This window comes from Brevundimonas sp. RM1 (genome assembly GCF_052907225.1).
The window spans coordinates 241179-267110 of the sequence record NZ_JBRERY010000002.1; the positions used below are offsets into that span (position 1 = coordinate 241179).

Sequence of the window (25932 nt, forward strand, 5' to 3'; positions counted from 1 at the left end):
CCGCTGACGGAAAAGGTCTAAAGGCCCGCCGCTCTTGATGGGCGCGCGCCTCCTCGCGCGACCCGGAGAACATTGCATGGTCGGGGATACGCCCCGCGGCGACGCCGCGCCAACCGCCAACGCCTCATCTTCTGCGAACGCCCAGACTCCGCCTTCCGGCGGGGCGCACGGCCATGGCGGAGGCAAGGCCAGTCACCGCGCCCTGATCCTGGGCGCCATCGGCGTGGTCTTCGGCGACATCGGCACCAGCCCGATCTACGCCCTGCGCGAGGCGACGGCCCACGCCCAGAAGGGCGTCGGCGGCGACCTGGCGATCATCGGCGTGGTGTCGCTGGCCTTCTGGGCGCTGATGGTCGTCGTGACGTTCAAATACGTCATGTTCCTGATGCGGGCCGACAACAAGGGCGAGGGCGGCACCCTGTCGCTAATGGCCCTGGCCCAGCACGCCATCGGTCGACGCAGCGCCTGGCTGTTCGTCCTGGGCGTCTGCGGCGCGGCCCTGTTCTACTCCGACGGCGTCATCACGCCCGCCATCTCGGTCCTGTCGGCGGTCGAGGGCCTGCAGGAGGCGCCCGGCCTGAACGGGCGGTTGGACCCCTTCATCCTGCCGCTGGCGGCGGGCATCCTGATCGCCCTCTTCCTGGTGCAGTCGCGCGGCACGGCGGGGCTGGCCAAATTCTTCGGCCCCATCACCCTGATCTGGTTCCTGTCGCTGGGCCTGCTGGGCGTGGTCCATATCTTCGACGACCTGTCGATCCTGAAGGCCCTGTCGCCCTACTATGGGATCAAGCTGCTGATCGCCGACGGCTTCCTCGGTTTCGTCATCCTGGGCAGCGTCTTCCTGGCCGTCACCGGGGCCGAGGCGCTGTATGCGGACATGGGCCATTTCGGCAAGGCGCCGATCCGCCAGAGCTGGCTGTTCATCGTCTTGCCGTGCCTGACGCTCTGCTACCTGGGCCAGGGCGCCTTCCTGCTGTCGCACCCCGGCGCGGCGGACAATCCCTTCTGGAACATGGTGCCGCAGCTGGCCTATTGGCCCATGCTGATCCTGGCCACGGCGGCCACGGTGATCGCCAGCCAGGCGATGATCACGGGCGCCTTCTCGGTCACGCAGCAGGCGGTCCAGCTGGGCCTGTTGCCGCGTATCGACATCCGCAACACCTCCGAGACTCAGGCCGGTCAGATCTATGTCCCGGCGATCAACAGCCTGCTGCTCGTCGGGGTGCTGTTCGTTCTGGTCAGCTTCCAGTCGTCGCACAACCTAACGGCCGCCTATGGCGTGGCGGTGACGGGGACCATGATGGTCAACACCCTGATGGCCTTCACCGTCGTGCGTCACAAGTGGAAGTGGTCGTGGTGGGCCATCCTGCTGACGCTGGTGCCGTTCGGCTTCATCGACGCGGTCTTCCTGACCTCCAACCTGCTGAAGATTCCGGCGGGCGCGTGGATGCCTCTGGTGCTGGGCGGGGGCTTGGTCATGCTGATGTGGACCTGGGTGCGCGGCTCCCAGATCCTGGCCGACAAGACGCGCAAGGACAGCCTGCCGCTGAACGACCTGATCGAGATGCTGCGCGCCCGTCCGCCGCATCGGGCGCCGGGCACGGCCATCTTCCTGACCTCCGATCCGGACGTCGCGCCCGTGGCCCTGATGCACAACCTCAAGCACAACAAGGTGCTGCACGAGAAGAACATCATCCTGACGGTTCACACCTCGGACCGGCCGCGCGTGCCGGACCTGCAAAGGGTGGCGGTCGAGCCGATCAGCGATGATTTCAAGCGCCTGACCCTGACCTTCGGCTATATGGAGACGCCGAACGTGCCGCGCGCCCTGGGTCTGTGTCGCAAGCAGGGGCTGAAGTTCGACATCATGTCGACCAGCTTCTTCCTGGGCCGTCGCTCGGTCGTTCCTTCCGCCCGCCAGGGCATGCCTCTGTGGCAGGACAAGCTGTTTATCTTCCTGATGCGTAACGCCGCCAATCCGACCGACTTCTTCCGCATTCCGCCCGGCCGCGTGGTCGAGCTCGGCACCCAGGTGTCGGTGTGAGCGGGGGCGCGCCCAAGGGCAGAAGCTCCGCCGCGCGCGGCCGCCGCATCGCCGAAAAGGCGCGCGGGCCGCGTCGTGAATCGACCCGGCAGCCCGTCGCGGACGATCCGCACGCCGACATCGGCGTCGAGGCGCGGTTGGTGGCGGGCGTCCTTCTGAACGCGGCGCTGGAGAAGCGCACGGGTCTGGACGAGGCCCTGTCGCAATCGCCCGCGCGCGACCTGCCGCCTCAGGATCGGGCCTTCGCCCGCGCCGTCGCCATGGCGGCCCTGCGCCGTCTGGGCGAGATCGACCAGATCCTGGAGCGTCGCCTGCAGAAGGCGCCGCCGCTGGCGGTCATGACCATCCTGCGCGTCGCCCTGGCCCAGACCCTGGTGCTGGAGACGCCCGCCTTCGCCGCAGTGTCTACGGCGGTGAAGCTGGCCGAGCGCGACGCCAAGACGCGGCCGTACAAGAATCTGGTCAACGCCGTGCTGCGCGGCGTCGGCCGCGACGGCCCCGGCTTGACGACCGCCGAATCCAACCTGCCCGACTGGCTGGCCCAGCGCTGGAAGGCGACCTATGGCGAGGCGGCCCTGATCGGTCTGGCCCTGGCCACGCGCGATGAGCCTGCGACGGACCTGACCGCCAAGCCCGGCGTCGACCCGGCTGAATTGGCGGCGTCGGTCGAGGGCGAAGCCCTGCCCGGCGGCACGGTCCGCACCGGCAAGCGCGGCGATGTCGCTTCCTGGCCTGGTTTCGAGGCCGGCGACTGGTGGGTCCAGGACGCGGCCGCGGCTGTCCCCGCCCGCCTGCTGGCCGTCAAGGCGGGCGAGACGGCGCTGGACCTGTGCGCCGCGCCGGGCGGAAAGACGCTGCAACTGGCCGCCGCCGGGGCCGAGGTCGTCGCTCTGGACCGCTCCGAAACGCGTCTGAAACGTCTGCGCCAGAATTTCGAGCGCATGAAGCTCAAGGCCGAGGTCGTCGCCGTCCCGGCTGAGGACTGGGAAGATGACCGCACGTTCGATGCGGTTCTGTTGGACGCGCCCTGCACGGCCACCGGCACCTATCGCCGCAACCCCGAAGTTCTGCGCGCCACCCGCCCCGCCGACGTGGCCAAGCTGGCCGATGTGCAGCATCGCCTGCTGGACGCGGCCGCCGAGAAGGTGAAGCCGGGCGGCCGTCTGGTCTATTGCGTCTGCTCGCTGGAACGCGAAGAGGGCGAGACGCAGGTCATCGCCTTCCTGCGCCGCAACCCGGCCTTCCGCACCGTCGCCGCTGTTCCCGCCGAAGTCGGCGCTCCGGACGAGGCGCTGACGCCCGAGGGCTGGCTGCGCATCCTGCCCTCGCAGTGGGCCGAGAGGGGCGGGCTGGACGGCTTCTTCGCCGCCAAGCTGGAGCGGATCGCGGACTAGGCCGATGAACGCGAATCTTTGCAATCGCTACGCCGGTCTGGCGGCGCGGGTCTATGATCTGGACAAGCCGATCGGCCGATCCTTCGGCGACGTGGAATTCTATACGCGCCGGTTGGAAATCTGCGACGGACCCGTGCTGGAGCCGGCGGTCGGTTCCGGTCGCGTGCTGGTCCCTCTGCTCGAGGCCGGGTTCGACGTCACGGGTTTCGACGCCTCTGCGGCCATGTTGGACCTGTGTCGGGCGGCGTGCGAGGCGCGAGGTCTGAGGGCGGAGTTGTCTGTGGCCCGCTTCGACGACTTCTTCTATGCGACGCCTTTTGGCGCGGTCGTTCTTCCCGCCGGCTCATTCCAGCTGATCGCCACGGCCCAGGAAGGTCTGGCCGCGCTCAAGCGCTTCCATGACCATCTGCAGCCGGGCGGCCGTCTGATCCTCGACCCTGATCCCGTCTCCGCTGTCTTAGCGCCGCCGGGACCGACGCGGCGCTGGACCGATGCGAACGGCGACCTGCTGACCCTCGCCGAGGAGCGTATCGATTCCGATCTGCTGAACCAGACTGTCGTTTCGCATCTTCGCTATGATCTTTGGACGGACGGTCGTCTGAGCGCATCGGAGCTGGAGCTGTTCGCCCTACGCTGGTGGAGCGTCGAGGAGATGCGGCTGGCGTTGGGTGCGGCGGGTTTCGTCGACGTCATCGTCTCCGGGGGCTACGAGCACGGGCGGCTCCCGCGACGCGAGGATGGCGTCATCACCTTCGAGGCGCGGCGTCCTTCGTAACATCGCAAGTCGGACCGACGTCGTCCTCAGTCCTCGTCGTCCTCGATGGCGTGGATCTGGTCGTCGTCCAGGCCCAGGTGGTGGCCGATTTCGTGGATCAGGACGTGGGCTATGATCTCGGCCAGGCCGACGTCGCCGCGCTCGCACCATTCGTCGAGGATGGGGCGGCGGTAGAGGAAGACGCGCGACGGCTCCGGCGCCGGACCCATGGCGTCGCGTTCGCCGATGTGGACGCCGGAATAGAGGCCGGTCAACTCGAACGGGTCTTCGATCTCCAGATCACGCAGGATCTCTTCGTCGGCGAAGTCGTCGACGCGGATGACGACGTCTCCGGCCGCCTGGCGAAACAGGTCGGGCAGGCCGGCGAAGGCCTGTTCGGCCAGGCGGGCGAAATCGTCGAGCGAGGGGGCGAGCTGGTCGGTCCAGGGCGTGGTCATGTCGGGGATATCGCCCGCGCCGCGTCGGGCCGCAATCGCAGAGGCGGCCGCGCGTGCATGGGCCGCATCGCAATTCGCCCAATCAGAGTATGGTAAACGGCGAATCGGCCTGTCCTGAAGGGCGGCCGGACATGGATCGATTTTCTGGGGAAGGCATGGCCGAGGCGGATCTCGCGGCCGACATCGCCTTTGCGGCCACGGCGGGGGCGGCGGGGCTGGCGCTGGCGGTCAGCGTCTGGGCCTGGCGCCTGCGCGCCCGGCTGGTCGCGCGCGCGGTCGAGGTCGAGGACGGCCTTGCGGGCGCCCGGATGCAGGCGGAGGCGGGAGCGACCGCCCTTATGGCGTTCGACGACGTGCGCCTGGGCCTGGGGCCTGACGGCGAGATCGAGACCGTCTTCGGCGCGTCGGACGTGCTGGCGGCCTTGGCTCCGGGCCAGGACGCGGCGGGGGCCGCCGAAGCCGTCCTGTCTGCGCTCAAACAATCGCACACCGGCCGTATGGAGGCCCTGATCGGCGCCGGAGAGGCGTTCGAGACCCTGCTGGAGACTTCTGACGGAACCTGGGCCGTCGAAGGGCGGCCGCACGGCGGCGGGGCCTGGCTGCGGCTGTCGCGCCTGGGCGGTCCCGACACGGGCGGCGAGGCCGGGCCGGGCGCGCTGGCCGAGCAATCCCCCGCGCCGACCTGGGTAGTCGACGGGGCGGGCCATCTGATCTGGGCCAACAGCGCCTGGCTGCTGGAGACGGGCGCCGAGACGCTGGACGAGGCGCGCAGTCGGACCTTGAGCTTCGACCGGGGCGCTGACGCCGTGGTGGCCGAGGCCCTGCGCCTGAACGCGCGTCAGGAAGGCTTCCGCTGGACCACGGCGGGCGGGCGGCGCCGGGCGTGGAAGATCCTGGCCGAGCCGCTGGCCGGCGGGCGGGGCGCCGTCATCGCCTTCGCCATCGAGATGACCGAGGCCGAAGAGACGCGCGACACCCTGCGTCGCCACGTCGAGGCCCATGACGAGACGCTGAACCACCTGGCCGACGCCGTGGCCATCTTCGGCCCGTCCAAGCGGCTGGCCTTCCACAACACCGCCTTCCAGTCGCTGTTCGGGGTCGATCCGGCGTGGCTGGACGAGCGTCCCACCCACGCCGAACTGCTGGATCGCCTGCGTCAGAAGCGCCTGCTGCCCGAAGTCGTCGACTATGCGGCGTGGAAGGCCGAGGAGCTGGACTTCTACGGCGCCGCCCAAGCCTCGCCGGACGACAGCTGGTCCCTGCCCGACGGGCGGACGCTGCGGGTGGTGCGACAGCCGCACCCGCTGGGCGGCATTCTGTTGATCTTCTCGGACATTACTGGCGAGCTGCAGCTGCGCAGCCGCTACAACGCCCAGATTCAGGTCCAGCGCGCGACGCTGGACAAGCTGAACGATGCCGTGGCCGTGTTCGGCTCGGACGGACGACTGCGGCTGCACAACGAAGCCTTCGAGACCTTCTGGGGCGTGGCGGGCGAGCGACTGATGGAGGCGGGCGACTTCGACGCCGTGGCCGCCCTGTGCCGCCCGGTCCTGCCCGACGCCGCCCTGTGGCTGGGGCTGAAGGCGCGGGTGGCCGATCCTGATCCCGAAAGCCGCGTGGCCATCTCCGGCGAGGGCCGCACCGAGGACGGCCGCATCGCCGCCTGGCAGACGCGCCCCCTGCCCGACGGCGCCACCCTGGTCGCCTTCTTCGACGTGACGGCCCGGCGTGAGCTGGAGCAGGCCCTGGCCGCCAAGGAGGCCGCCCTGGCCGAGAGCCAGGCTCTGAAACGCGAGTTCGTCGGCAGCGTCTCCTATGAACTGCGCACCCCGCTGACGACCATCGTCGGCTATTCCGAACTGCTGGAGGCGATGGGCGACCTGCCCGAGCGCAGCCGCCAGCACGCGGGCGCCATCCGCGTGGCGGCCAGCCATCTGGCGCGCTCCATCGACGACGTGCTGGACATGGCGCAGATCGACGCCGGCGAGATGGAGCTGACGCTGGGCGACGTGCGGGTCTGCGACTTGCTGGACGAGGCGGCGGAAAAGATCAGGGCCAAGGTCGAGGGCCGCGGCGCCGCGCTTCATCTGGCCTGTCCGACGGGGCTGAAGCCGATCCGCGCCGACGCCCGCCGCATCGCCCAGGCGGTCGATCACCTGCTGGAGAACGCCTGCCGCGCGGTGTCCGAAGGCGGCGCGGTCAGCCTGACCGCCGAGGCGGGGCCGGGCGAGGTCCGCATCCGCGTCGAGGACACCGGCCGGGGCATCCCCTATCACCTGCAGGCCCACGTCTTCGATCGCTTCGTGCGGCGCGAGCGCGGCGGGCCGGGCGTGGCCCTGGCGCTGGTCAAGGCCCTGGTCGAGCTGCACGGCGGCTGGGCCGAGGTTCAGTCGGAACCGGGCAAGGGCGCGGCCTTCATCCTGCACCTGCCGGTCGAGGCGACGGCGCCGACCGCCGCGCCGGAATTGCTGCTGGGCTGATCTGAACCGCCCAGTCGTGCTAGAGGGCGTGTCCAAGCCCTCCAGGACGTCCTCATGGCCGACACGACCCGCCCCCTGCTCAAGACCGCCGTCATCTATGATTTCGACGGCACCCTGGCCCGGGGAAACATGCAGGAGGTCAGCTTCATCCCCTCGATCGGGATGACGCCGGCCCAGTTCTGGAATGAGACCGTCCGTCCACGGACCATCGCTTCGGACGGCGACGGCATCCTGATGTACATGCAGATGATGCTGCTGGCCGCGCGCGAACAGGGCGCCCCGGTGACGCGCCAGACGCTGCGCGACCACGGCCGCGACGTGGCCCTGTTCGAGGGCCTGCGCGACCGCTCCTGGTTCGACCGGATGAACGCCTTCGGCGCCCAGTTCGGGCTGGAGATCGAGCACTACATCATCTCGGCGGGCCTGACCGAGATGATCGAGGGTTGCCCCATCGCCGAGGCCTTCACCCACGTCTTCGCCTCGAAATACGCCTATGACGAGGACGATGTGGCGGTCTGGCCCGCCGTGGGGGTCAACTACACGACCAAGACCCAGTATCTGTTCCGCATCAACAAGGGGGTGCACAACCACTGGGAGGATGAACGCATCAACCGCTTCATCCCGGACGAGGAGCGCCCCATCCCCTTCGACCGGATGATCTTCCTGGGCGACGGCGACACCGATGTGCCGACCATGAAGATGATGCACACCAAGGGCGGCTTCTCCATCGCCGTCTACGACCCTGACAGCACCCCGCGCGACCACGACAAGATTCATCGCCTGATCTCGGAGGACCGGGTCAACTTCGTCGCGGCGGGCGACTATCGCGAAGGCTCGCCGGTCGATCTGATCGTCAAGGGCCTGATCGGCCGCATCGCCGTCAACTACGGCCGGATGCCGGCGGACTGAGGCGCCGGTCGGCGTCCAGCTGAAACACGAGGTCGGCGCGAACCCCGCCCGCCAGCATATGGCGGGTGATCCGCTCGAAATGCTGGATGAAGACGGCCAGTTCGGCGCGCCGCGCGGACGGCAAGTCGGCGGGCGGCAGGCCCATCAGCCCCGCCTCCTGTTCACAGCGCCAGTCCAGTACGGCGTCGAAGGACGGCGCCTTGAGGAACAGCACCGCGTCGAAGCGGGCGAAGACTTCGGCGTAGGGACCGGTCAGGGCGGCGTTGGCGGCGCGTCGCCAGATCCCTTGCCCGTCCCGTTCGGCCTCCAGGGCGTTGATGGGCGCGACGAGGTCAGCCTCGGCCTGCGGCGTCGCGCCCAGGCACCAGCCGTCGACCAGCACCGCCGACGGGCGGCCCGCAAACACAGGCCAGTCCGTTCTGGGCGCGCGATTATCGGCCAGCTTGTCGAAGGCGGGAAGCGGCGTGCGGCTGTCGGCCTCGGCGGCGCGCAGGGCGGCTAGGGCGCCTTCCAGCAACGCAAGATCATGCGTCCCCGGCGGGCCGCGCACGGCGAACAGGGGATGGACCTCGCGGGCCAGGGCCTGGCGCTCGGCCCTGGTCAGATAGACGTCGTCCAGCGACAGATGCGCGGCCCCCAGCCGTTCGGCCGCCGCGCGGGCTAGGGTGGTCTTGCCCGAGCCTTGCGCTCCGGCGATCCCGATCAGCGGAATGTGGTCCGGCCGGTCATGGAGGGCGGCCAGAGACCCGACCGCGTCCAGCAGTCGGGCCTCGATCATCTCAGTGCTGGCTTTCCGGCAGGCGCACGATCAGGCCGTCCAGATCATCGGTGACGCGGATCTGGCAGGACAGGCGGCTGTTCGGTTCGACGTTCTCGGCGAAGTCCAGCATGGACTCTTCCATGGCCGAGGGGCGGCCCGTCTCGGCGGCGAAATTCTCGTCGACATAGACATGGCAGGTGGCGCAGGCGCAGGCGCCGCCGCAATCGGCGTCGATGCCCGGCACATTGTTGCGGATCGCGCCTTCCATCACGGACAGGCCTTTCTTGACCTCGACCGTGTGCTCGGTTCCGTCGTGCTCGATGTAGGTGATCTTGGGCATGGAAGCGGTCTTAACTCTGGATGCGGGGTTGGCAAGCCTTGCTACGCGCCGGCCAAGGAAAACCCCCGGAACCAGGCGGCGCCGGGGGCTTTTCTTTTCGTTCGGACCGGCTGGATCAGGCGGCCGTCTTCTTGCGGGACGGCGAAACCATCAGCTTCTTGGTCTCGGCGATCGCCTTGGCCGGGTTCAGCCCCTTGGGGCAGACCTGGGCGCAGTTCATGATCGTGTGGCAGCGATACAGCTTGAACGGGTCTTCCAGGTCGTCGAGACGCTTCTGGGTGGCGTCGTCGCGGCTGTCCGAGATCCAGCGGTAGGACTGCAGCAGGGCCGCCGGGCCGAGGTATTCTTCCTGGTTCCACCAGTAGCTCGGGCACGAGGTCGAGCAGCAGGCGCACAGGATGCACTCGTACAGGCCGTCCAGCTTCTCGCGGTCGGCGGGCGACTGCAGGCGCTCCTTTTCCGGGTCCGGCAGGTCGGACTGGAGGTAGGGCTGGATCGAGTCGTACTGGGCGTAGAACAGCGACAGGTCCGTCACCAGATCCTTGACCACCGGCTGGTGGGGCAGGGGGGCGATGGTGATGTTGTGCGACGAGCACTCGTCCCAGCCCTTGGTGCAGGCCAGGGTGTTGCGGCCGTCGATGTTCATCGAGCACGAGCCGCAGATGCCTTCACGGCACGAGCGACGGAACGACAGGGTCGGGTCGATCTCGTTCTTGATGTGGATCAGGGCGTCCAGAAGCATGGGGCCGTGATCGTCGGTCGAGACCTCGTACGAATCCCAGCGCGGATCGGCGTCCGTCTCCGGGTCGTAGCGATAGACCTTGTAGGTCTTGACGTTCTTGGCGCCGGCCGGAGCCTTGTGGACCTTGCCGGTCGTGGGCTTGGAGCCGCGCGGGAGGTTGAGCTGAACCATCTGCGATCCCCCTTAGTAAACCCGAGCCTTGGGCTCGATGTACGAGACCTCGTCGGTCATCGTGTATTTGTGCACCGGACGGTAGTCGATCTGGACGCCTTCGCCCGGACGCTTCCACGCCAGGGTGTGCTTCATCCAGTTGACGTCGTCGCGGTCCGGGTAGTCCTCGCGGGCGTGGGCGCCGCGCGATTCCGTGCGGTTGGCCGCGCCTTCGATGGTGACTAGGGCCTGGGCGATCAGGTTGTCGTACTCCAGCGTCTCCACCAGGTCCGTGTTCCAGATCAGGCCGCGGTCCGTGGTCTTGATGTCCGAGCCGGCGGCGTCGATCGAGCGCAGCTTCTGGACGCCTTCGTCCAGGGTCTTGCCGGTGCGGAAGACGGCGGCGTCGGCCTGCATGGCGCGCTGCATGTCCAGACGCAGGTGCGCCGTGGGGGTCGAGCCCGAGGCGTTGCGGAAGCGGTCCAGGCGCGCCAGGTGCTCGTCCGTCTGGGCCTTGGAGGCCGAGGGCACGGCCGAGTTCTTGTCCACGACCTCGCCGCAGCGCAGGCCGACGGCGCGGCCGAACACCACCAGGTCGGTCAGGGAGTTGGAGCCCAGACGGTTGGCGCCGTGCACCGAGACGCAGGCGGCTTCGCCTACGGCCATCAGGCCCGGAACCACGCTGTCGGGGTTGCCGTCGCGCAGCGTCAGCACCTCGCCGTGATAGTTCGTCGGGATGCCGCCCATGTTGTAGTGGACGGTCGGCAGGACCGGGATCGGCTCCTTGGTCACATCGACGCCGGCGAAGATCTTGGCCGATTCCGAGATGCCCGGCAGGCGCGCGTGCAGGATCTTCGGGTCCAGGTGATCCAGATGCAGGAAGATGTGGTCCTTGTTCGGGCCCACGCCGCGGCCTTCGCGGATTTCGATGGTCATGGAGCGGCTGACCATGTCGCGCGGGGCCAGATCCTTCACGGTCGGCGCATAGCGCTCCATGAAGCGCTCGCCCTCGGAGTTGGTCAGATAGCCGCCTTCACCGCGGGCACCCTCGGTGATGAGGCAGCCGGCGCCGTAGATGCCGGTCGGGTGGAACTGCACGAACTCCATGTCCTGCAGCGGCAGGCCGGCGCGCAGCACCATGGCGTTGCCGTCGCCTGTGCAGGTGTGGGCCGAGGTGGCCGAGAAATAGGCGCGGCCGTAACCGCCGGTCGCCAGCACCACCATCTTGGCGCGGAACTGGTGCAACTGGCCGGTGTCGAGCTGAAGCGCGGTGACGCCGGTGCAGGCGCCGTCCTGCATGATCAGGTCCAGCGCGAAATACTCGATGAAGAACTTCACCTCGCGACGGACCGACTGGCCGTACAGGGTGTGCAGGATGGCGTGGCCGGTGCGGTCGGCGGCGGCGCAGGTGCGCTGCACCGGGCCTTCGCCGAAGTTGCGGGTCATGCCGCCGAAGGCGCGCTGATAGATCTTGCCTTCGTCGGTGCGGCTGAAGGGCACGCCCCAGTGTTCCAGCTCGTAAACGGCCTGCGGCGCGTTGCGGACCAGGTATTCGATGGCGTCCTGGTCGCCCAGCCAGTCCGACCCCTTGACGGTGTCGTACATGTGCCACTGCCAGCTGTCCTCGCCCATGTTGCCGAGCGAGGCGGAGATGCCGCCCTGGGCCGCCACGGTGTGGCTCCGTGTGGGGAAGACCTTGGTGACGCAGGCGACCTTCAGGCCCTGCTGGGCGGCGCCGAGGGCGGCGCGCAGGCCGGAGCCCCCGGCGCCGACGACGACGACGTCGTATTCGTGATCGATAAGCTCGTATGCAGCCATGGCGGGATCAGACTCCGGCCGGCAGCGGGGCCGAGCCCAGCGCCAGACGCACGATGAAGAAGACGCTGGCGGCCGCCAGCACGAGGAAGACCAGGTTCGAGACCAGGATCAGGGCCGAGCGGGAGGGGCCGGGGACGTAGTCCTCGAGGATCACCTTCCAGGCCAGGCTGGCGAACAGGCAGAAGACCACCGCCGTCACGGCCAGAAGGCCGGCGTTCAGGGTGCTGCCGAACCAGGCGACGACCGCGCCGTAGTCGGCGCCGGCCAGGGTGAAGCCGGTCGACAGAACCCACAGGCCCAGCGGCATCAGGGCCAGCAGGGCCAACTTTTCGAGCTTCCATTCCCCGGCGCCGTGGCGCTCGGAGATTTTCACATTGTTCTTGAACTTGGGCGCGGCGCTCACAGCGAAACCTTTCCGGTAGCGAACAGCACGACCCAGAACAGGACGGCCAGGACGATCGGACCCCAGACGGCGATCTGGGCCATCAGGTTGGCGGACTTCAGGTCCAGCCCCTTGCCCGCGTCGTTGATCAGGTGGCGCGCGCCGTTCAGCAGGAAGGAGAACAGCACCCACGTCAGGCCGAACCAGATGAACAGGCCGAACGGCGAGCCCGAGAAGGCGGCGAGCGAGGCGAAGGCGTCCGGGCCGCAGGCGACGATCGCGACCCAGCCCAGCAGCAGGACGGCGCCCACGCTGGCCGCGCCGATGGTGACGCGGAACAGGATCGACGCGACCATGGTCATGTGCCAGCGCCAGATATCGGTGAAGGGCGACATCGGTGCGACGTGCCCGTTGGGGTGACGGACGTAGCGGCCCGTCCGGTCGCCAGTTTCGCCCGCAGCCGGGGGAGTGTTCGACATGCGAATGATTCTCAAAAAACCCGAGGAAATTCAGGGCCGGATTGCAGTGCAACAGGCTTTAGTGACGCAGACGGGCCGGTGTCAACGAAGGGGGGCGATTCCGAACGAAAGTCGGCCCCCAAGGCTCGGATCAGAAGGAAGCGACGTGCGTCAGGGCCGCATCGCGCGTTTCGGTTGTGCAAGGAACCGCCCCGGGGCGCCCCCAGACCGGATCGGGCCACAGGGGGTCGTCGCGGCGACGGCCGACGACATGGACGTGAAGCTGGGCTGTGACATTGCCCAGGGCGGCGACGTTCAGCTTGTCGACGGGCGCATCGCGCAGGGCGCCCAGTTCACGCACCAGGGCGCCGGCGCGGACGATCTCCTCGCTCAGAAGGGCGCGTTGGTCGGGCGTCAGGTCTTCCAGCTCGACCGCGCCGGGGACGCGCGGCAACAGGATCAGCCAGGGAAAGCGGCCGTCGTCCTGAAGCCGCACCTGACACAGGGGCCAGTCGGCGGCGAAGACGGAGGCGGCCTCGAAGGCGGGATCGGCGGTGAAGCTCATTCGGCGTCCTGATCGGCGAGAAGGCGCAGGCGATAGGCGTTCATCGCCGTCTCGGCCAGACGCTGGGTCAGGCGCCAGTTGACCACGGCCCCGATCGGCGCGCCGACCAGAGGCAGCAGCTGGGCCAGCTTGGCCACATCGATGTAGTCGCGATACTCCAGCTGGAACTTGCGCCAGTCGAAGGTCTTCAGGGCGTCGGGATCATGCGGGGCGCGCATGGCGGCCTCCAGCGCGGCCAGGGCCTCGGGGCGATGCCGGGCGCTGGAGAAGGCCAGCTGAAAGATGCGCAGGACGATCACCCGCTCCTTCAGGTCGCGGCCGGAATAGCCGTACTGGGCGGCGATCTCGAACAGCATCTTGACCTTGATCGCCATCAGGGCGGGAAAGTCCGCCGCCGCCATCAGGAAGCCCCCGGCTCCCGCCACCCCGCCCTCGACGCTGGCGGTGGTGCGATACAGCTCGACGCGCGTGCGAACCCTGGCTTCGCGCTCCTGCAGGGCGCCTTCGGTCAGGGGGCGGGCGGTGGTCCACTCCGACCCGGCCAGCAGACCGCGCGTCATCTGCTGGACGGCGCCGGTCACGATCTCGTGCACGCGCTCGGGGATGACGCGGTTGATGTGGTCCTGGGTCGCGCGGGTGGTCTTGTCCCACAGGCCGGGCCGTTTCAGCTGGCGGTCGCGCCAGGCCAGGGCCTCGGCCAGGGCGCGCGCCTCATAGGCGGCGTCCGTCATCGGGGGAGCATCCGTGGGTTTGGCCATGGCCGCAGCCTCGCAGGCCCCGACGAAAGGCGCAACGCGGAACGCTTGCCGCGACCCGCCGACAGGTCTAGACCGCCGTCCCATCGAGTACCGTTTCGCACACGCAACATCGACTGGAGAGACCTGAATGGCTCGCGCGAAGATCGCCCTTATCGGCGCCGGAATGATCGGCGGAACCCTGGCCCACGTGGCCGCGCGCGAAGCGCTGGGCGACGTCATCCTGTTCGACATCGCCGAAGGCACCCCCCAGGGCAAGGCTCTGGACATCGCCGAAGCCTCGGCCGTCTTCGGTCAGGACGTGGCCCTGAAGGGCGCCAACGACTACGCCGACATCGCGGGCGCCGACGTCTGCATCGTCACCGCCGGCGTGCCGCGCAAGCCGGGCATGAGCCGCGACGACCTGATCGGCATCAACCTCAAAGTCATGAAGGCCGTCGGCGAGGGCATCAAGCAGCACGCCCCCAACGCTTTCGTCATCTGCATCACCAACCCGCTCGACGCCATGGTCTGGGCCCTGCAGAAGTTTTCGGGTCTGCCCAAGGAGAAGGTCATCGGCATGGCTGGCGTGCTGGACTCGGCCCGCTTCGCCTACTTCCTGGCTGAAAAGACCGGCGTCTCGGTGCAGGACATCCACGCCTGGACCCTGGGCGGTCACGGCGACGACATGGTGCCGATGGTGCGCCACTCGACGGTCGGCGGCCTGCCGCTGCCGGACGCGGTCGCCGCAGGCTTCCTGTCGCAAGCCGACCTGGACGCCATCGTCGAGCGCACCCGCAAGGGCGGCGGCGAGATCGTCGCTCTGCTGAAGACCGGCTCGGCCTTCTACGCCCCGGCTGAATCCGCCATCGCCATGGCCAAGTCCTACCTGCTGGACCAGAAGCGCGTCCTGCCGTGCGCCGTGTGGCTGTCGGGCGAATACGGCCTGTCGGACCTCTACGTCGGCGTCCCGGCCCTGATCGGCGCTGCGGGCGTTGAAAAGGTCATCGAGTTCACCACCAACGACGACGAAAAGGCGATGTTCGCCAAGTCGGTCGCCTCGGTCCAGGGCCTGATCCAGGCCTGTAAGGATATTGAGCCTTCCTTGGCTTGAGGGCGCTATCGCGCGGCTCGCGGAGCCGCGCTGCGTGAGCGCTTAGGCGTTTGATTTGGAAGGGGGCCGCATCATCGGATGCGGCCCTTTTTCATGCGCCATTCCTAGCAACCGCTCATCCCGGCGGACGCCGGGAACCAGTGCTTTGGCCGCCAATGCGGCGCTGGCAAGGAGGCGCTCTAAAATGCGGTGCGCGAGGTTCGTACTGGATCTCGGCGTCCGCCGGGATGAGCGGAAGGAGGAGGCTCAGGCCGCCTCGGCTTCCTCGCGCTGCTCCAGCCAGGCCTCGCTCTGCATCTCGTTGAAGCGCGAGACCGTCCGTTCGAACTCGAAGGCGCCGACGCCTTCGGTGTAGAGCGCCTCCGGCGCGGCCTCGGCCAGGACGACCAGACGGGTCTTGGCCTCGTAGAGGGCGTCGACCAGCGTCACCAGGCGGCGCGCCTCATGATGGTTGGCCGGGCTGAGTAGCGGCACGTCCGACAGAAACAGGGTGTGGAAGCGCCGGGCGACGGCGAGATAGTCCTGCGGCCCCAAGGGGCGGCCGCACAGCTCGTTGAAGGTCGCGCGCGCCATGCCGCCGACCGTGCGCTCCAACTTCACCTCGCGGCCCAGCACCGGCAGGGCGATGGGCTCCTCCGGCTCGCCGCCCTTGAGGTCGGACCACAGGGTCTCAAAGCCTTGCCGCGCCTCGGCGTCCAGCGGCGAGAACCAGACCTTGGCCCCTGCCATGCGGTCCAGGCGGAAGTCGCGGGCGCCCGCCGTTTCGACCACGTCGCAGCGCTGGCGGATGATGTCGATGAAGGGCAGGAAGAGCTGGCGGTTGATGCCGTTCTTGTAGAGGTCTTCGGGCGCGCGGTTCGAGGTGACGGCCAGCACCACCTTCTTCTCGAACAGGGCCTCGAACAGCCGGCCCAGGATCATGGCGTCGGCGATGTCCGTCACCTGAAGCTCATCGAAGCAAAGCAGGCGCGCCTCCGAGGCGATCAGGGCCGCGATCGGCGGAATGGGGTCGTCGCCCTTGCTGGTTCCGAACACGTCCTTGCGGCTGCGCGGCGAGCCGTCGCGCCACTGCTTCACCAGGTCGTGGATGCGCGCCATGAAGGCGTGGAAATGGGCGCGGACCTTCTTCTGCTCGGGCGTCGAGGAATAGAAGAGGTCCATCAGCATGGACTTGCCGCGTCCCGGCGGGCCCCAGATGTAGATGCCCTTGACCTCGGGCAGGGCGCCGAACAGCCCCTTCTTCGACAAGCCGGTCTCCAGCCGCTCCAGCGCGCCGATCAGGGCGGCCTGGGCCGGTTCGGGCGTGATCACGCCCTCTTCCACGCGGATGTCGTAAGCGTTGCGGATACGGGAGGTCATGGCCAGCAGATAGCCCTCGTATGGGGCCGGGGGAAGGCGGTCGCGGATTCGGGCGACGAATTGGAGGATTCTGGTTGCTTCGCGACTGCGAAAGACCCAAATGCAGAAGCGTTTCTCCCAAACGCCCCCGAACAAAGGATGATTTCATCATGGGCTATCGCGTCGCCGTCGTAGGCGCCACAGGCAATGTCGGCCGGGAAATCCTGGCCATCCTCGAGGAAGTGAGCTTCCCCGTCGAGAAAATGCACGCGATCGCCTCCCGAAAATCCAAAGGCGTCGAGGTCTCCTTCGGCGACAGCACGATCAAGTGCGAGGACATCGAGCAGTTCGACTTCTCGAGCGTCGACCTGGTGCTGATGAGCGCCGGCGGCGGGGTGTCGCGCGAATGGTCCGAGAAGATCGGCAAGGCCGGCCCCATCGTTATCGATAACTCCTCGGCCTTCCGTCAGGATCCGGACGTGCCGCTGATCGTGCCCGAGGTGAATCCGGACGACGCCAAGCTGGCGACCAAGAAGAACATCGTCGCCAACCCCAACTGTTCGACCGCCCAGCTGGTGGTGGCGCTGAAGCCGCTGCATGACGCGGCCAAGATCAAGCGCGTCGTCGTCTCGACCTATCAGTCCGTCTCGGGCGCCGGGAAGGAAGGCATGGACGAGCTGTGGAACCAGACCAAGGCCATCTACGGCCTGGGCGACGCCACGCCGAAGAAGTTCCCCAAGCAGATCGCCTTCAACGTCATTCCCTACATCGGTTCGTTCCGCGACGACGGCTACACCGACGAGGAAGCCAAGATGTGGGACGAGACGCACAAGATGCTCGACCCGTCGATCAAGCTGACCGTCACCTGCGTCCGCGTGCCGGTCTTCGTCGGCCATTCGGAGGCCGTGACGGTCGAGTTCGACCGCCCGATCGAACCGGACGAGGCGCGCGAAATCCTGCGCGAGGCGCCGGGGATCCTGGTCGTCGATAAGCAGGAGCATGACGGCTACATCACCCCGGTCGACGCCGCGGGCGAGCACGCCGTCTATGTGTCGCGCATCCGCAAGGATCCGACCGTCGAGCACGGCCTGTCGTTCTGGGTGGTGTCGGACAACCTGCGCAAGGGCGCGGCCCTGAACGCCGTGCAGATCGCCCAACTGCTGGACGAGACCGGCGTCATCTCGCCCAAGAGCGGCTACCGCACTTTGACTGTCTAAGAGACCCTAACGCCCCGCACGCGGTGCGGGGCTGCTTGAGGGCCGTTTGAGCACTCCATGATCCCGCCGCGTCGGCGATGCGGCGGGGATCGAAAGGTTCCAGTGTGAGCGCCTCCCCTGCTGCTCCTGCGTCCGAAGCCCGCGCCGCCCTGGCGGCGGGGGTGCTCTGCTACCTGCTGTGGGGCTTCATTCCCCTGGTGTTCCAGCAGATGGCGCATCAGGGCGCGGACGCCTGGGAGATCATGGGCCACCGCGCCGTCTGGGGCCTGGTCTGGGCCCTGATCCTGGTCATGCTGTCGCGCCAGTGGGCCCAGGTGGTCGCCGTCTTCCGCCAGCCCAGGGTGCTGGGCTGGCTGGCCCTGTCGGCGGTGCTGATCGCCGCCAACTGGACCACCTACGTCATGGCGGTGAACAACGGCCGGACGCTGGACGCTTCGCTCGGCTATTATCTCAATCCGCTGCTGAACATGGCCGCCGGGGCCTGGTTGTTCCGTGAGCGGATCGACCGTTTCGGCGTCATCGCCATCGTCCTGGCGGCGATCGGCGTGGTTCTTCAGGCGGTCGCCCTGGGCCATATGCCCTGGGTGTCGCTGCTGCTGGCCTTCAGCTTCGCCGGCTACGGCATCATCCGCAAACGGGTCTCGGTCGACGCCCAGACCGGCCTGTTCATGGAATGCCTGCTGCTGGCCTTGCCCGGCCTGGCGTGGGTCGTCTTCATCGAGGCGACGGGTCAGGGCCATTTCACCGCCTCCCCCGCCGCCTCCGCCTGGCTGCTGTTCGCGGGACCGGCGACGGTCATCCCGCTGGCCCTGTTCGCCTGGGCGGCGCGGCGGATGCCCTTGTCCAGCATGGGCTTTCTGCAGTTCCTGGCCCCGACCATCGTCTTCGTCATCGGCGCCTTGCAGGGCGAGGCCCTGGGCAGCCTGCGCATCGCCTCCTTCGCCTTCATCTGGGTCGGAGCCGCCGTCTTCGCCCTGGGCGCGGTGCTCAAGGTGCGTCGTGCGTCGGACACCGCCGAGACCATCGTGGCGCCCGAACCCGGTCTTCTGGACGACCCGGCCGAGGACCGCATGGACGCCCTCGGCGAGAATCCGCCGCCTGTGCGTTGAGGTCGGGCGCCGTCCCGTCCTAAAGAAGAAGGCGATGATGATCTGTTCCCGCTTCCTCGCCGCCGCCGCCGCAACCGTTCTGCTCGTCGGGGGGACCACGGCCTGCGCCCATGGCGCGGTTCAGACCGGCGGCGATGAAGTGATCCGCACCGCTCGCGTCGGGGTGAGCCGCGAGGCCGCGCCGACCGCCGCGCCGGGCGCGCCTGTCGCCGTCGCCGCCCCGCCGACCACGGCCGAGACCTTCGACGCCGTCAGCGACGCCCTGGACGCCGCCGCCGCCGCCTGGACCTCGGGTCAGGTGGATGCGGTCATGGCCACCTATGTCCATGACGAGCCGCTACTGGTCTTCCTGGGCGACACTCCGCTGAAGGGGCCCGACAGCGTGCGCTCCGCCCTGGACGCCCGCGCGGCGGCGCCGGGCGGCCTGGGGACGCTGTCTTATGAGTGGTTCGAGACCATGCAGTTCGACGTCAATACGGCGGTGGTCTCAGGCCGGGCGGTGATGACGCGCGACGGCAAGACCCATCGCGGCCTGTTCACCCGGATTCTGCGCCGCACGGTCGACGGCTGGCTGATCGTCCACGACCAGCTGGCTTGGGGGCCGGAAGCCTAAGGCGTCGCCCTACAAGGCCGTGTAGAGCGCTTCGACCAACCGCAGGGCGCGCGGATCGCCGAGCAGGTGGGGCGACTGGCGCGTCATGACATAGGCGGCCGAGACGCCCGCCGCCTGATCGGCGAACGCCATCGACCCGCCCCAGCCTGTGTGGCCGACCGTTGTCGGGTTGGGGCCGAAAATGTTCAGCCCTTCATTGCGCATGAACCCGGCCGCCCAATTCATGTGGAACGGCACGACCTTATCCAGTCCGTGGATGCGTTCGCGCGTCGCCTGGGTCAGGGTTTCCTCCGACAGCACCGGCAGATGATCCAGCGCGCCGCCCGTGGCGACGAGGGACATCATCCGCGCCAGATCCTTGGCTGTGGCGTGTAGATTGGCCGAGGGGATCTCCGCCATGCGCCACTCCGTCGAGCCGCGTCCGCCGGGCGCCGAGCCGCGATCCAGGAAGGCCGCCTTCTTGATCGCGTCGATGGGGCCGAGGTCCGGCGCGGCGGCGGGTTTGCGCAACTGGGCCACGCGGCCGTGTTCGCTTTCCGGCAGGCCGATCCACAGGTCCAGATCGAACGGCTGGGCGAAGTCTTCGCGCAGGGCCGCGCCCATGGTCCGCCCGTCGACGATGCGGAACAGCTCGCCCGCCAGATAGCCGATGGTGATGGGGTGATAGCCGGACGCCGTCCCCGGCGCCCACAGCGGCGTCTGGGCCGCCAGCTTGTCCAGCACCGCCTGACGATCGAACCAGATGGCCGGCTCCACGCCGTCGGAAAAGCCCGGCAGGCCGGACTGGTGGCTCATCAGCTGGCCGACGGTCAGCTGGTCCTTGCCCGCCGCGCCGAAGGCGGGCCAGTGATCGGCGACCCGGTCCTCATAGGACAGCAGCCCCTTGTCCACGCAGCGCGCGATCATCAGGGCCATCACCGCCTTGCCGGTCGAGAAGACCGGGACCAGGGTGTCCTCGGCGAAAGGCTTGGTCCCCGCCAGATCGGCCGAGCCGGCCCACAGGTCCACCGTCGTCTCGCCGTCGAGGGTCACGCTGAAGCGCGCGGCCAGTTCGTTCAGCCCTTCGGGGGCGTCGGTGAAGTTGGCGGCGAAGGCGTCCTTCACCGCATTGAAACGCGGCGGGCAGACGCCGTGGAGGTCGGGGAGGCTGGTCATGGATGCGGTCTAGCGCCTTGGCGGCTTCACGTCACTTGCGGCCGATTACTGGCGCGCCGACGCCGAGGCGTTGCGCGCGCCCTCGAACTCGTCGCCCGGCTTCCACGCGGGCCAGTCGCGCGAGTTGGCCAGGTCGCGGCCGACCTCATACAGCAGCTGCACATCGGCGGCGGCGGCGTCCATCTTCCACTGCGGCGTCCATTCGTCCGTCGGCTGATGATAGCGGTTGGCGACATAGTCCCGGCTGGCTTCGTTGTGACCGGTGAAGCCTGCGGCGGCGAACAGGGCGGGCACGCCCTTGCGCGCCAGCGGGAAGTGGTCCGAGCGATAGAAGGCCCCTGCGTGCGGCGCCGGGTCGGGGATCAGACGACGACCCTCGCGCGCGGCCAGCACCGCCAGCCGGTCGTCCAGATCGTTCTTGCCCGCGCCGATGACGACGATGTTCGGGTCGATCTCGGTCCCCGGCAGCAGGCTGTCCATATTGATGTTGGCGACAGTCGTCTCCAGCGGCCAGACCGGATTGGCGGCATAGTATTCGGCGCCCAGCAGGCCGGTCTCCTCGGCCGCCCAACTGATGAAGACAGTCGAGCGTTCGGGCCGCGGCCCTTCGGCGAACAGGCGGGCGATCTCCATGACGCCGGCGACGCCCGTCGCATTGTCCACGGCGCCGTTATAGATGTCGTCGCCGTTCTTCGGCGTGGCGCGGCCATAGGCGTCCCAGTGGGCGCCGAACATGACGGTCTCGTTCGGGTATTTGGTTCCGGGCAGGCGGCCGATGACGTTGCGCGTCTCGACCCGGTCGGCTTTTTGGCCGAAGTCGATGGACATGGTCACGCCGTCCAGCGCTACGGGGCGGAAATCGGGCGTGCGCGCCTGGTCCTTCAGGGCGGCGAAGTCGAGGCCGGCGTCCCTGAACAGCTGTTCGGCGATCGCGCCCTGAATCCAGCCCTGCGCCGCCACGCGCTCCTTGTTCGGATCGGCGCGGACGATGTCGAACTTGGGCGCGGTCGAGGAATTCTCCAGCGTCGACCAAGGATAGCCCGCGCCCGGCGTGTCGTGGATGACCAGAACGCCCGCCGCGCCATGCGCCGCCGCCACCTGGAACTTATAGGTCCAGCGGCCATAGAAGGTCATGGCCTGACCGTCGAACTTGCCGTTGACCGGGTGGCCTTCGGGCGCGCCGAAGTCGGGGTCGTTGACCAGCACCAGCATGATCTTGCCGGTCAGATCGACGCCCTTGTAGTCGTCCCACCCACGCTCGGGCGCGTCGACGCCATAGCCGACGAAGACCAGAGGCGCGTCGGTCAGACTGATGCGCTCCACCGGACGGTCGGATGAGACGATGACGTCCTTGGCGCGCTGCAGTTCGGTCGTGCGGCCGTTGGCGGAAACGCTGATGGCGGCGGGACCGTCCTGGCTGGTGCGGCTGACCTGGGCCACCTGCACCCACGATCCGTTGGGGCCGCCGGGCTCTAAGCCCAGCGCCTGAAACTGCTGCGACAGCCATTCGACGGTGCGGTCTTCGCCGGGCGTGACCGGGGCGCGGCCTTCGAATTCATCAGACGCCAGGACGCGCGTGGCCTCGTTCAGTCGGGCCGGGTCGACGCGGCCGGTCTGGGCGAGCGCGGAGGTCGAACACATCAGGACGGCGATCAGGCCGACGGCGGCGGAACGGGCGAGGGTCATGGGCGGGCTCAGCTCTTGAACGATTTGCGCCACGCTGCCCCCTGAGGGCGCCGCTGTCGACCCTGAAAGGCCTCAGCGCCCGTTCAGCCAGGCGCGCACGCCGTCCGCCGCGACGACGCCTGAGGCGAAGGAGGCTTGGAGCAGATAGCCGCCGGTCGGCGCCTCCCAGTCCAGCATCTCGCCCGCGGCAAAGACGCCGGGCCGCGTCTTCAGCATCAGCCGGTCGTCCACAGAGTTCAGCGCCACGCCTCCGGCCGAGGAGATGGCGCGGCTTAGACCCTGCACCCCGGTCAAGGTCAGGGCGACGCCCTTGATCCGTGCGGCCAGTTCGGCCGGGTCTGCGGGCAGCGGACCGCCTTCACGCAGCAGGGCGACAGAGGCGGCGTCCAGCCGCGCGGCCTTGCGCAGCCAGTTCGACAGGCTGTCCTTGCCGCGCGGTTTCGACAGACGCTGAGCGAGGGCTTCGACGCTCAGATCGGGCCGCAGGTCGAGCGTCAGCACGGTCGATCCGTCGCGCTCCACCGCTTCGCGCAGACCGGCGGACAAGGCGTAGACGCCGCCGCCCTCGATCCCATAGGCGGCGATCATGGCCTCGCCGCGCACGGTGCGGTCGCCGTGCATCAGGGCGACGCCTTTCAGCGGCGTTCCGGCGAAGCGGTCGCGGAAGTTCGGCGACCAGGCGACGTCGAAGCCGACGTTGGCGGGACGGAAGACGGCCACCTCGGCGCCCGCCTTCTCCAGCGTCGGAACCCATGCGGCGTCGGACCCCAGCTTCGCCCAACTGGCGCCGCCGAGGGCCAGAACGACGGCGTCCGCGCGTTCGATCCGCTCGCCATCGGGCGTGTCAAAGGTCGGAGCCTCGCCCTGCCAGCCGGTCCAGCGCGAGCGGGTGCGGACCTCGACGCCCAGACCCTCCAGCCGCGCCAACCAGGCGCGCAGCAGGGGCGAGGCTTTCATCGCTTTCGGGAACACCCGTCCGGATGAACCGACGAAGGTCGGCTGGCCCAGCCCCTCGACCCATTCGATCAGATCGGCGGGCGAAAAGGCGTCCAGCCAGCCCTTGATGCGCGCCTGTGCGGCGGCGTCATAGCGGTTCAGGAACGGCTCCAGCGGCTCCGAATGGGTCAGGTTCAGCCCGCCGCGCCCGGCCATCAGCAGCTTGCGCGCGATCGAGGGCATCCGCTCATGGACGACGACGCGCAGGCCCGCCTGAGCCAGACGTTCGGCGGCCATCAGTCCGGCGGGACCGGCGCCGATCACGGCGACTGTTGCGGGGGCGGAGGTCATCGACGCCTTCCTAGCGGGAATGTCCGCCGCGGCCTATGCTGGCCAACATGAGCGTCGCCTTTACACGGGAAGAAGATCTGGAAGCCACGGCGGCGGACCTGCTGGACCGGCCGATCTCGCCCCATCCCAACCTCGTCACGCCGCAGGGGCTGGCCCAGATCGAGGCCGAGCTGGCGGCCGCGCGCGCGGCCTATACGGCGGCTCAGGCGGCAGGCTCCATCGAGGCCGATCGCACCGCCATGGCGCGGGCGACGCGCGACCTGCGCTACTGGTCGGCGCGCCGGGGCACGGCCCAGCTGGTCGAGGCGCCGCCGGACGGCAAGGTCCGTTTCGGCGACACGGTGACGATCGAGCGCGAGGACGGCCGCACCCAGTCCTGGCGCATCGTCGGCGAGGACGAGGCCGACCCGTCCAAGGGCAGCGTCAGCCACGTCTCGCCCCTGGCCCGCGCCCTGCTGGGCAAGCGCGAGGGGGATGAGGCGACGGTCGCGGGCCAGTCGGTCGAGATCGTCGCCATCAAGGAAGGTTGAGAAGGGGCGGCCTCAGTAGCCGCCCGTTCCCTTCTCCTTCGTCACCGGCTGGAAATCGCGCACGAAGCGTTCCAGCAGGCGGACGCTGTAGCCCGCCGATCCCGCCGGTTTCACGTCGTTGGCTGCGCCGAAGGCCATGTTGGCGATGTCCAGATGCGCCCAAGGCGTCTCAGGGCGGGCGAAATAGCCGATGAAGTGGGCGCCCGTGCCCGCGCCCGCCCCGCCGTCGCCCGAGTTCTTGATGTCGGCGATGGTCGAGGAGGTGGCCCGCACATAGGAGGGGTGCAGCGGCAGGCGCCACAGCGTCTCTCCGGTGGCGTCGCCCGCCGTCTTCAGCTGGTCGGCCAGGGCGTCGTGGCGGCTGAACAGGCCCGCATAGTCATTGCCCAGGGCGCCGCCGACCGAGCCGGTCAGGGTGGCCACGTCGACGATGGCGGCGGGGTTCAGGGTCGTGTCGGCCCAGACCACGGCGTCGGCCAGGACCAGGCGGCCTTCGGCGTCGGTCGAGATGATCTCGATGGTCTTGCCGTTCATGGCGGTCAGCACGTCGGCGGGGCGGATGGCGCCGCCGTCGGGCATGTTCTCGGCCAGGGCGGCGACGGCGACCACGTCCACCGGCGCGCCGGACTTGGCCAGGGCCAGGACCGCGCCGACCACGCTGGCGGCGCCGGACATGTCCATCTTCATATTGCCCATATTGGCGCCGGGCTTGATGGAGATGCCGCCGGAGTCGAAGGTGATGCCCTTGCCCAGCAGGGCGATCGGGCCGTCGTTGGACGCGCCCTGGCCGCGATAGCGCACGGCCAGCAGGCGCGGCGGGCGGTTGGAGCCCTGGCCGACGCCCAGCAGGGCGCCCATGCCCAGGCGCTGCATGGCGGGCACGTCCAACTCGGTGATCTCGACCCCCGGCACGCCGGCGAAGGCGACGCGGGCGCGTTCGACGAAGCTTTCCGGATAGATGATGTTGGCCGGTTCGTTGGACACGTCGCGGGTCCAGGCCATGGCTTCGATCAGGGCGGCGCCGCGACGGTGGTGCGCCTGGGCGCCCGATGCGTCATCGGCGACGACGGTCAGGGCGCCGGGCGCCGGACGGTCGCGGCCGGTGGTGACATAGAGGTCCGAGCGATAGTGGCCGATGCCCAGGCCGGTCGCCAGCTCCGACGCCAGATCAGCCGACAGGCCGGAGGTCACGGCCGTCAGGGCGCCGGGCTGGCTGTTCAGGGCGCGACCCGCGACGATCCCGGCGGTTTGAATGTCTGCGGCCTTGGGCGCTTCGCCCAGGCCGATGACCAGGATGCGGTCCCAGCCGCCGACGCCATGCAGGCTCAGCGTCTGGCGCGCCTTGTAGTCGAAGCGGGCGGCGGTCAGGGCCGAGGCGATCGTCTGACGCGTCGCGACGTCCAGGGCGGCGCCGCGCGCGGCCAGCTCGGCCTCCGACGACAGCGGCAGAACCAGGGCGCCCGACGGGGCGGCCGATGCGGCGAAGGTCACGGCGCGCGTCTGGGCCGGAGCGGCGCGGGCGGGCCAGTCCGAACGCTCGGCGGCGGGCGCGGCGCGGCGCGACTGGGCCTCGGCCGGAACGGCGACGCTTAGACCGGCGGCGGCGATCAGCGCGGCTGCGGCGAAGGACGGAATACGGGTGGTGCGGCGCATCGATCAGGGCCCCCTCTGTGACGATGAAGGCGCCTTTATGGGCGGGGGCGCCGCGCGGGGGCAACCGCTCCGCTGACGGAAGGACGCCGGGCGCGACGCCTTGTCGCGCTTGTCGCGCGCTTGGGGTCGCGCCCGGCGCAGCGGCGGCCGTCAGCAGGCCGCCCGACGCGGGGGCGTCGGGCAGGGTCGGGCCCTGAGACGGACATCGCCGGTTTCGCGGCGTGAAAGGCGGTGGGCGTCAA

Annotated in this window: 24 protein-coding genes; 10 read left to right on the top strand and 14 right to left on the bottom strand. The window is 69.0% G+C overall.

Translation table 11 applies throughout. The features are described from left to right. The first annotated feature begins 76 nt into the window (after positions 1-76). Genes ACU5AP_RS03130 through ACU5AP_RS03140 form a run of 3 tightly spaced genes read left to right on the top strand, consistent with a single transcriptional unit; the run spans position 77 to position 4213 of the window. Entirely contained in the window at positions 77-2044 is a 1968-nt protein-coding gene (locus ACU5AP_RS03130) for a potassium transporter Kup (RefSeq protein ID WP_003166508.1), read from the top strand. Then, the gene (locus ACU5AP_RS03135; RefSeq protein ID WP_128719163.1) at positions 2041-3438 is read left to right on the top strand and encodes an RsmB/NOP family class I SAM-dependent RNA methyltransferase; all 1398 of its coding nucleotides are present in this window, start codon (positions 2041-2043) and stop codon (positions 3436-3438) included. The genes ACU5AP_RS03130 and ACU5AP_RS03135 overlap by 4 nt, the downstream gene beginning before the upstream one ends. 4 nt (positions 3439-3442) lie before the next feature. After that, a complete protein-coding gene (locus ACU5AP_RS03140; protein WP_446680774.1) occupies positions 3443-4213 on the top strand; it encodes a class I SAM-dependent methyltransferase in 771 nt (256 codons plus the stop codon). A 26-nt stretch (positions 4214-4239) separates the two neighbouring features. Here ACU5AP_RS03140 and ACU5AP_RS03145 read toward each other — a convergent pair whose 3' ends face one another. After that, positions 4240-4650, bottom strand: coding sequence for a metallopeptidase family protein (locus ACU5AP_RS03145; protein ID WP_003166506.1), 411 nt, complete (start codon positions 4648-4650; stop codon positions 4240-4242). A gap of 131 nt (positions 4651-4781) precedes the next feature. Between ACU5AP_RS03145 and ACU5AP_RS03150 the strand changes: the two genes are divergently transcribed. Both ACU5AP_RS03150 and ACU5AP_RS03155 read left to right on the top strand, forming a co-directional pair. Further along, complete coding sequence (locus ACU5AP_RS03150) at positions 4782-7130, top strand: sensor histidine kinase (RefSeq protein ID WP_373863215.1); 2349 nt, start codon at positions 4782-4784, stop codon at positions 7128-7130. 54 nt (positions 7131-7184) lie between these two features. Then, positions 7185-8039, top strand: coding sequence for an HAD family hydrolase (locus tag ACU5AP_RS03155; protein ID WP_003166504.1), 855 nt, complete (start codon positions 7185-7187; stop codon positions 8037-8039). Here ACU5AP_RS03155 and ACU5AP_RS03160 read toward each other — a convergent pair. The 8 genes from ACU5AP_RS03160 to ACU5AP_RS03195 all read right to left on the bottom strand — a co-directional run bounded on the left by ACU5AP_RS03160 (position 8011) and on the right by ACU5AP_RS03195 (position 14012). After that, entirely contained in the window at positions 8011-8817 is an 807-nt protein-coding gene (locus tag ACU5AP_RS03160; RefSeq protein ID WP_128719161.1) for a kinase, read from the bottom strand. The two genes, ACU5AP_RS03155 and ACU5AP_RS03160, sit on opposite strands and share 29 nt — an antisense overlap. A gap of 1 nt (position 8818) precedes the next feature. Continuing rightward, positions 8819-9139 carry a 2Fe-2S iron-sulfur cluster-binding protein gene (locus ACU5AP_RS03165; RefSeq protein ID WP_003166502.1) on the bottom strand — a complete coding sequence of 107 codons (321 nt, stop codon included), beginning with the start codon at positions 9137-9139 and terminating at the stop codon, positions 8819-8821. Between the two features lie 115 nt (positions 9140-9254). Continuing rightward, positions 9255-10052, bottom strand: coding sequence for a succinate dehydrogenase iron-sulfur subunit (locus ACU5AP_RS03170; RefSeq protein WP_003166501.1), 798 nt, complete (start codon positions 10050-10052; stop codon positions 9255-9257). Between the two features lie 12 nt (positions 10053-10064). Continuing rightward, positions 10065-11849 (bottom strand): succinate dehydrogenase flavoprotein subunit, encoded by a 1785-nt coding sequence (gene sdhA / locus ACU5AP_RS03175; protein ID WP_128719160.1) that lies wholly within the window; start codon positions 11847-11849, stop codon positions 10065-10067. Between the two features lie 7 nt (positions 11850-11856). Continuing rightward, positions 11857-12252 (bottom strand): succinate dehydrogenase, hydrophobic membrane anchor protein, encoded by a 396-nt coding sequence (locus tag ACU5AP_RS03180; protein WP_088410723.1) that lies wholly within the window; start codon positions 12250-12252, stop codon positions 11857-11859. Then, positions 12249-12710 (bottom strand): succinate dehydrogenase, cytochrome b556 subunit, encoded by a 462-nt coding sequence (gene sdhC, locus ACU5AP_RS03185; protein WP_223850633.1) that lies wholly within the window; start codon positions 12708-12710, stop codon positions 12249-12251. Before sdhC ends, ACU5AP_RS03180 begins: the two co-directional genes overlap by 4 nt. Before the next feature lie 130 nt (positions 12711-12840). After that, positions 12841-13254, bottom strand: coding sequence for an HIT domain-containing protein (locus ACU5AP_RS03190; protein ID WP_128719159.1), 414 nt, complete (start codon positions 13252-13254; stop codon positions 12841-12843). Beyond that, positions 13251-14012: an EcsC family protein gene (locus ACU5AP_RS03195; protein WP_446680775.1), complete on the bottom strand. Its 762-nt coding sequence runs from the start codon at positions 14010-14012 to the stop codon at positions 13251-13253. Before ACU5AP_RS03195 ends, ACU5AP_RS03190 begins: the two co-directional genes overlap by 4 nt. 127 nt (positions 14013-14139) lie before the next feature. Between ACU5AP_RS03195 and mdh the strand changes: the two genes are divergently transcribed. Next, positions 14140-15102 carry a malate dehydrogenase gene (gene mdh, locus ACU5AP_RS03200; RefSeq protein ID WP_087141327.1) on the top strand — a complete coding sequence of 321 codons (963 nt, stop codon included), beginning with the start codon at positions 14140-14142 and terminating at the stop codon, positions 15100-15102. Positions 15103-15348: 246 nt separating this feature from the next. Here mdh and zapE read toward each other — a convergent pair whose 3' ends face one another. Next, on the bottom strand, positions 15349-16461 hold the full coding sequence (zapE, locus tag ACU5AP_RS03205; RefSeq protein ID WP_446680776.1) for a cell division protein ZapE: 1113 nt from the start codon (positions 16459-16461) through the stop codon (positions 15349-15351). Between the two features lie 149 nt (positions 16462-16610). Between zapE and ACU5AP_RS03210 the strand changes: the two genes are divergently transcribed. The 3 genes from ACU5AP_RS03210 to ACU5AP_RS03220 all read left to right on the top strand — a co-directional run bounded on the left by ACU5AP_RS03210 (position 16611) and on the right by ACU5AP_RS03220 (position 19379). Beyond that, a complete protein-coding gene (locus ACU5AP_RS03210; protein ID WP_440228984.1) occupies positions 16611-17657 on the top strand; it encodes an aspartate-semialdehyde dehydrogenase in 1047 nt (348 codons plus the stop codon). Positions 17658-17761: 104 nt separating this feature from the next. Continuing rightward, on the top strand, positions 17762-18766 hold the full coding sequence (gene rarD / locus ACU5AP_RS03215; RefSeq protein WP_446680777.1) for an EamA family transporter RarD: 1005 nt from the start codon (positions 17762-17764) through the stop codon (positions 18764-18766). 34 nt (positions 18767-18800) lie between these two features. Continuing rightward, complete coding sequence (locus tag ACU5AP_RS03220; RefSeq protein WP_076223097.1) at positions 18801-19379, top strand: YybH family protein; 579 nt, start codon at positions 18801-18803, stop codon at positions 19377-19379. Between the two features lie 9 nt (positions 19380-19388). Here the strand turns inward: ACU5AP_RS03220 and ACU5AP_RS03225 are convergent, their stop codons facing one another. The 3 genes from ACU5AP_RS03225 to ACU5AP_RS03235 form a co-directional block, all read right to left on the bottom strand. After that, positions 19389-20534, bottom strand: a complete 1146-nt coding sequence (locus tag ACU5AP_RS03225) for a serine hydrolase domain-containing protein (protein ID WP_446680778.1) — start codon at positions 20532-20534, stop codon at positions 19389-19391. Positions 20535-20579: 45 nt separating this feature from the next. Further along, entirely contained in the window at positions 20580-22220 is a 1641-nt protein-coding gene (locus ACU5AP_RS03230) for a M28 family metallopeptidase (protein ID WP_088410716.1), read from the bottom strand. A gap of 72 nt (positions 22221-22292) precedes the next feature. Next, positions 22293-23507 (bottom strand): NAD(P)/FAD-dependent oxidoreductase, encoded by a 1215-nt coding sequence (locus tag ACU5AP_RS03235; RefSeq protein ID WP_076223094.1) that lies wholly within the window; start codon positions 23505-23507, stop codon positions 22293-22295. Positions 23508-23554: 47 nt separating this feature from the next. Here ACU5AP_RS03235 and greA point away from each other — a divergent pair, with 47 nt between their 5' ends. Continuing rightward, a complete protein-coding gene (gene greA, locus ACU5AP_RS03240; RefSeq protein WP_076223138.1) occupies positions 23555-24037 on the top strand; it encodes a transcription elongation factor GreA in 483 nt (160 codons plus the stop codon). Between the two features lie 12 nt (positions 24038-24049). Here the strand turns inward: greA and ACU5AP_RS03245 are convergent, their stop codons facing one another. Next, the gene (locus ACU5AP_RS03245) at positions 24050-25690 is read right to left on the bottom strand and encodes a leucyl aminopeptidase (protein WP_446680779.1); all 1641 of its coding nucleotides are present in this window, start codon (positions 25688-25690) and stop codon (positions 24050-24052) included. Between the last annotated feature and the right edge of the window lie 242 nt (positions 25691-25932).

Excerpts from the sequence above, each read along its gene's own strand:
- ACU5AP_RS03225 (WP_446680778.1), bottom strand. The coding sequence starts at position 20,534 with ATGACCAGCCTCCCCGACCTCCACGGCGTCTGCCCGCCGCGTTTCAAT.
- zapE (WP_446680776.1), bottom strand. The coding sequence starts at position 16,461 with ATGACCTCCCGTATCCGCAACGCTTACGACATCCGCGTGGAAGAGGGC.
- ACU5AP_RS03245 (WP_446680779.1), bottom strand. The coding sequence starts at position 25,690 with ATGCGCCGCACCACCCGTATTCCGTCCTTCGCCGCAGCCGCGCTGATC.
- sdhA (WP_128719160.1), bottom strand. The coding sequence starts at position 11,849 with ATGGCTGCATACGAGCTTATCGATCACGAATACGACGTCGTCGTCGTC.
- greA (WP_076223138.1), top strand. The coding sequence starts at position 23,555 with ATGAGCGTCGCCTTTACACGGGAAGAAGATCTGGAAGCCACGGCGGCG.
- ACU5AP_RS03190 (WP_128719159.1), bottom strand. The coding sequence starts at position 13,254 with ATGAGCTTCACCGCCGATCCCGCCTTCGAGGCCGCCTCCGTCTTCGCC.
- ACU5AP_RS03230 (WP_088410716.1), bottom strand. The coding sequence starts at position 22,220 with ATGACCCTCGCCCGTTCCGCCGCCGTCGGCCTGATCGCCGTCCTGATG.
- ACU5AP_RS03170 (WP_003166501.1), bottom strand. The coding sequence starts at position 10,052 with ATGGTTCAGCTCAACCTCCCGCGCGGCTCCAAGCCCACGACCGGCAAG.
- ACU5AP_RS03130 (WP_003166508.1), top strand. The coding sequence starts at position 77 with ATGGTCGGGGATACGCCCCGCGGCGACGCCGCGCCAACCGCCAACGCC.
- ACU5AP_RS03210 (WP_440228984.1), top strand. The coding sequence starts at position 16,611 with ATGGGCTATCGCGTCGCCGTCGTAGGCGCCACAGGCAATGTCGGCCGG.
- ACU5AP_RS03220 (WP_076223097.1), top strand. The coding sequence starts at position 18,801 with ATGATGATCTGTTCCCGCTTCCTCGCCGCCGCCGCCGCAACCGTTCTG.
- ACU5AP_RS03165 (WP_003166502.1), bottom strand. The coding sequence starts at position 9,139 with ATGCCCAAGATCACCTACATCGAGCACGACGGAACCGAGCACACGGTC.
- mdh (WP_087141327.1), top strand. The coding sequence starts at position 14,140 with ATGGCTCGCGCGAAGATCGCCCTTATCGGCGCCGGAATGATCGGCGGA.
- ACU5AP_RS03145 (WP_003166506.1), bottom strand. The coding sequence starts at position 4,650 with ATGACCACGCCCTGGACCGACCAGCTCGCCCCCTCGCTCGACGATTTC.
- ACU5AP_RS03195 (WP_446680775.1), bottom strand. The coding sequence starts at position 14,012 with ATGGCCAAACCCACGGATGCTCCCCCGATGACGGACGCCGCCTATGAG.
- ACU5AP_RS03160 (WP_128719161.1), bottom strand. The coding sequence starts at position 8,817 with ATGATCGAGGCCCGACTGCTGGACGCGGTCGGGTCTCTGGCCGCCCTC.
- ACU5AP_RS03235 (WP_076223094.1), bottom strand. The coding sequence starts at position 23,507 with ATGACCTCCGCCCCCGCAACAGTCGCCGTGATCGGCGCCGGTCCCGCC.
- ACU5AP_RS03140 (WP_446680774.1), top strand. The coding sequence starts at position 3,443 with ATGAACGCGAATCTTTGCAATCGCTACGCCGGTCTGGCGGCGCGGGTC.
- sdhC (WP_223850633.1), bottom strand. The coding sequence starts at position 12,710 with ATGTCGAACACTCCCCCGGCTGCGGGCGAAACTGGCGACCGGACGGGC.
- ACU5AP_RS03150 (WP_373863215.1), top strand. The coding sequence starts at position 4,782 with ATGGATCGATTTTCTGGGGAAGGCATGGCCGAGGCGGATCTCGCGGCC.
- ACU5AP_RS03155 (WP_003166504.1), top strand. The coding sequence starts at position 7,185 with ATGGCCGACACGACCCGCCCCCTGCTCAAGACCGCCGTCATCTATGAT.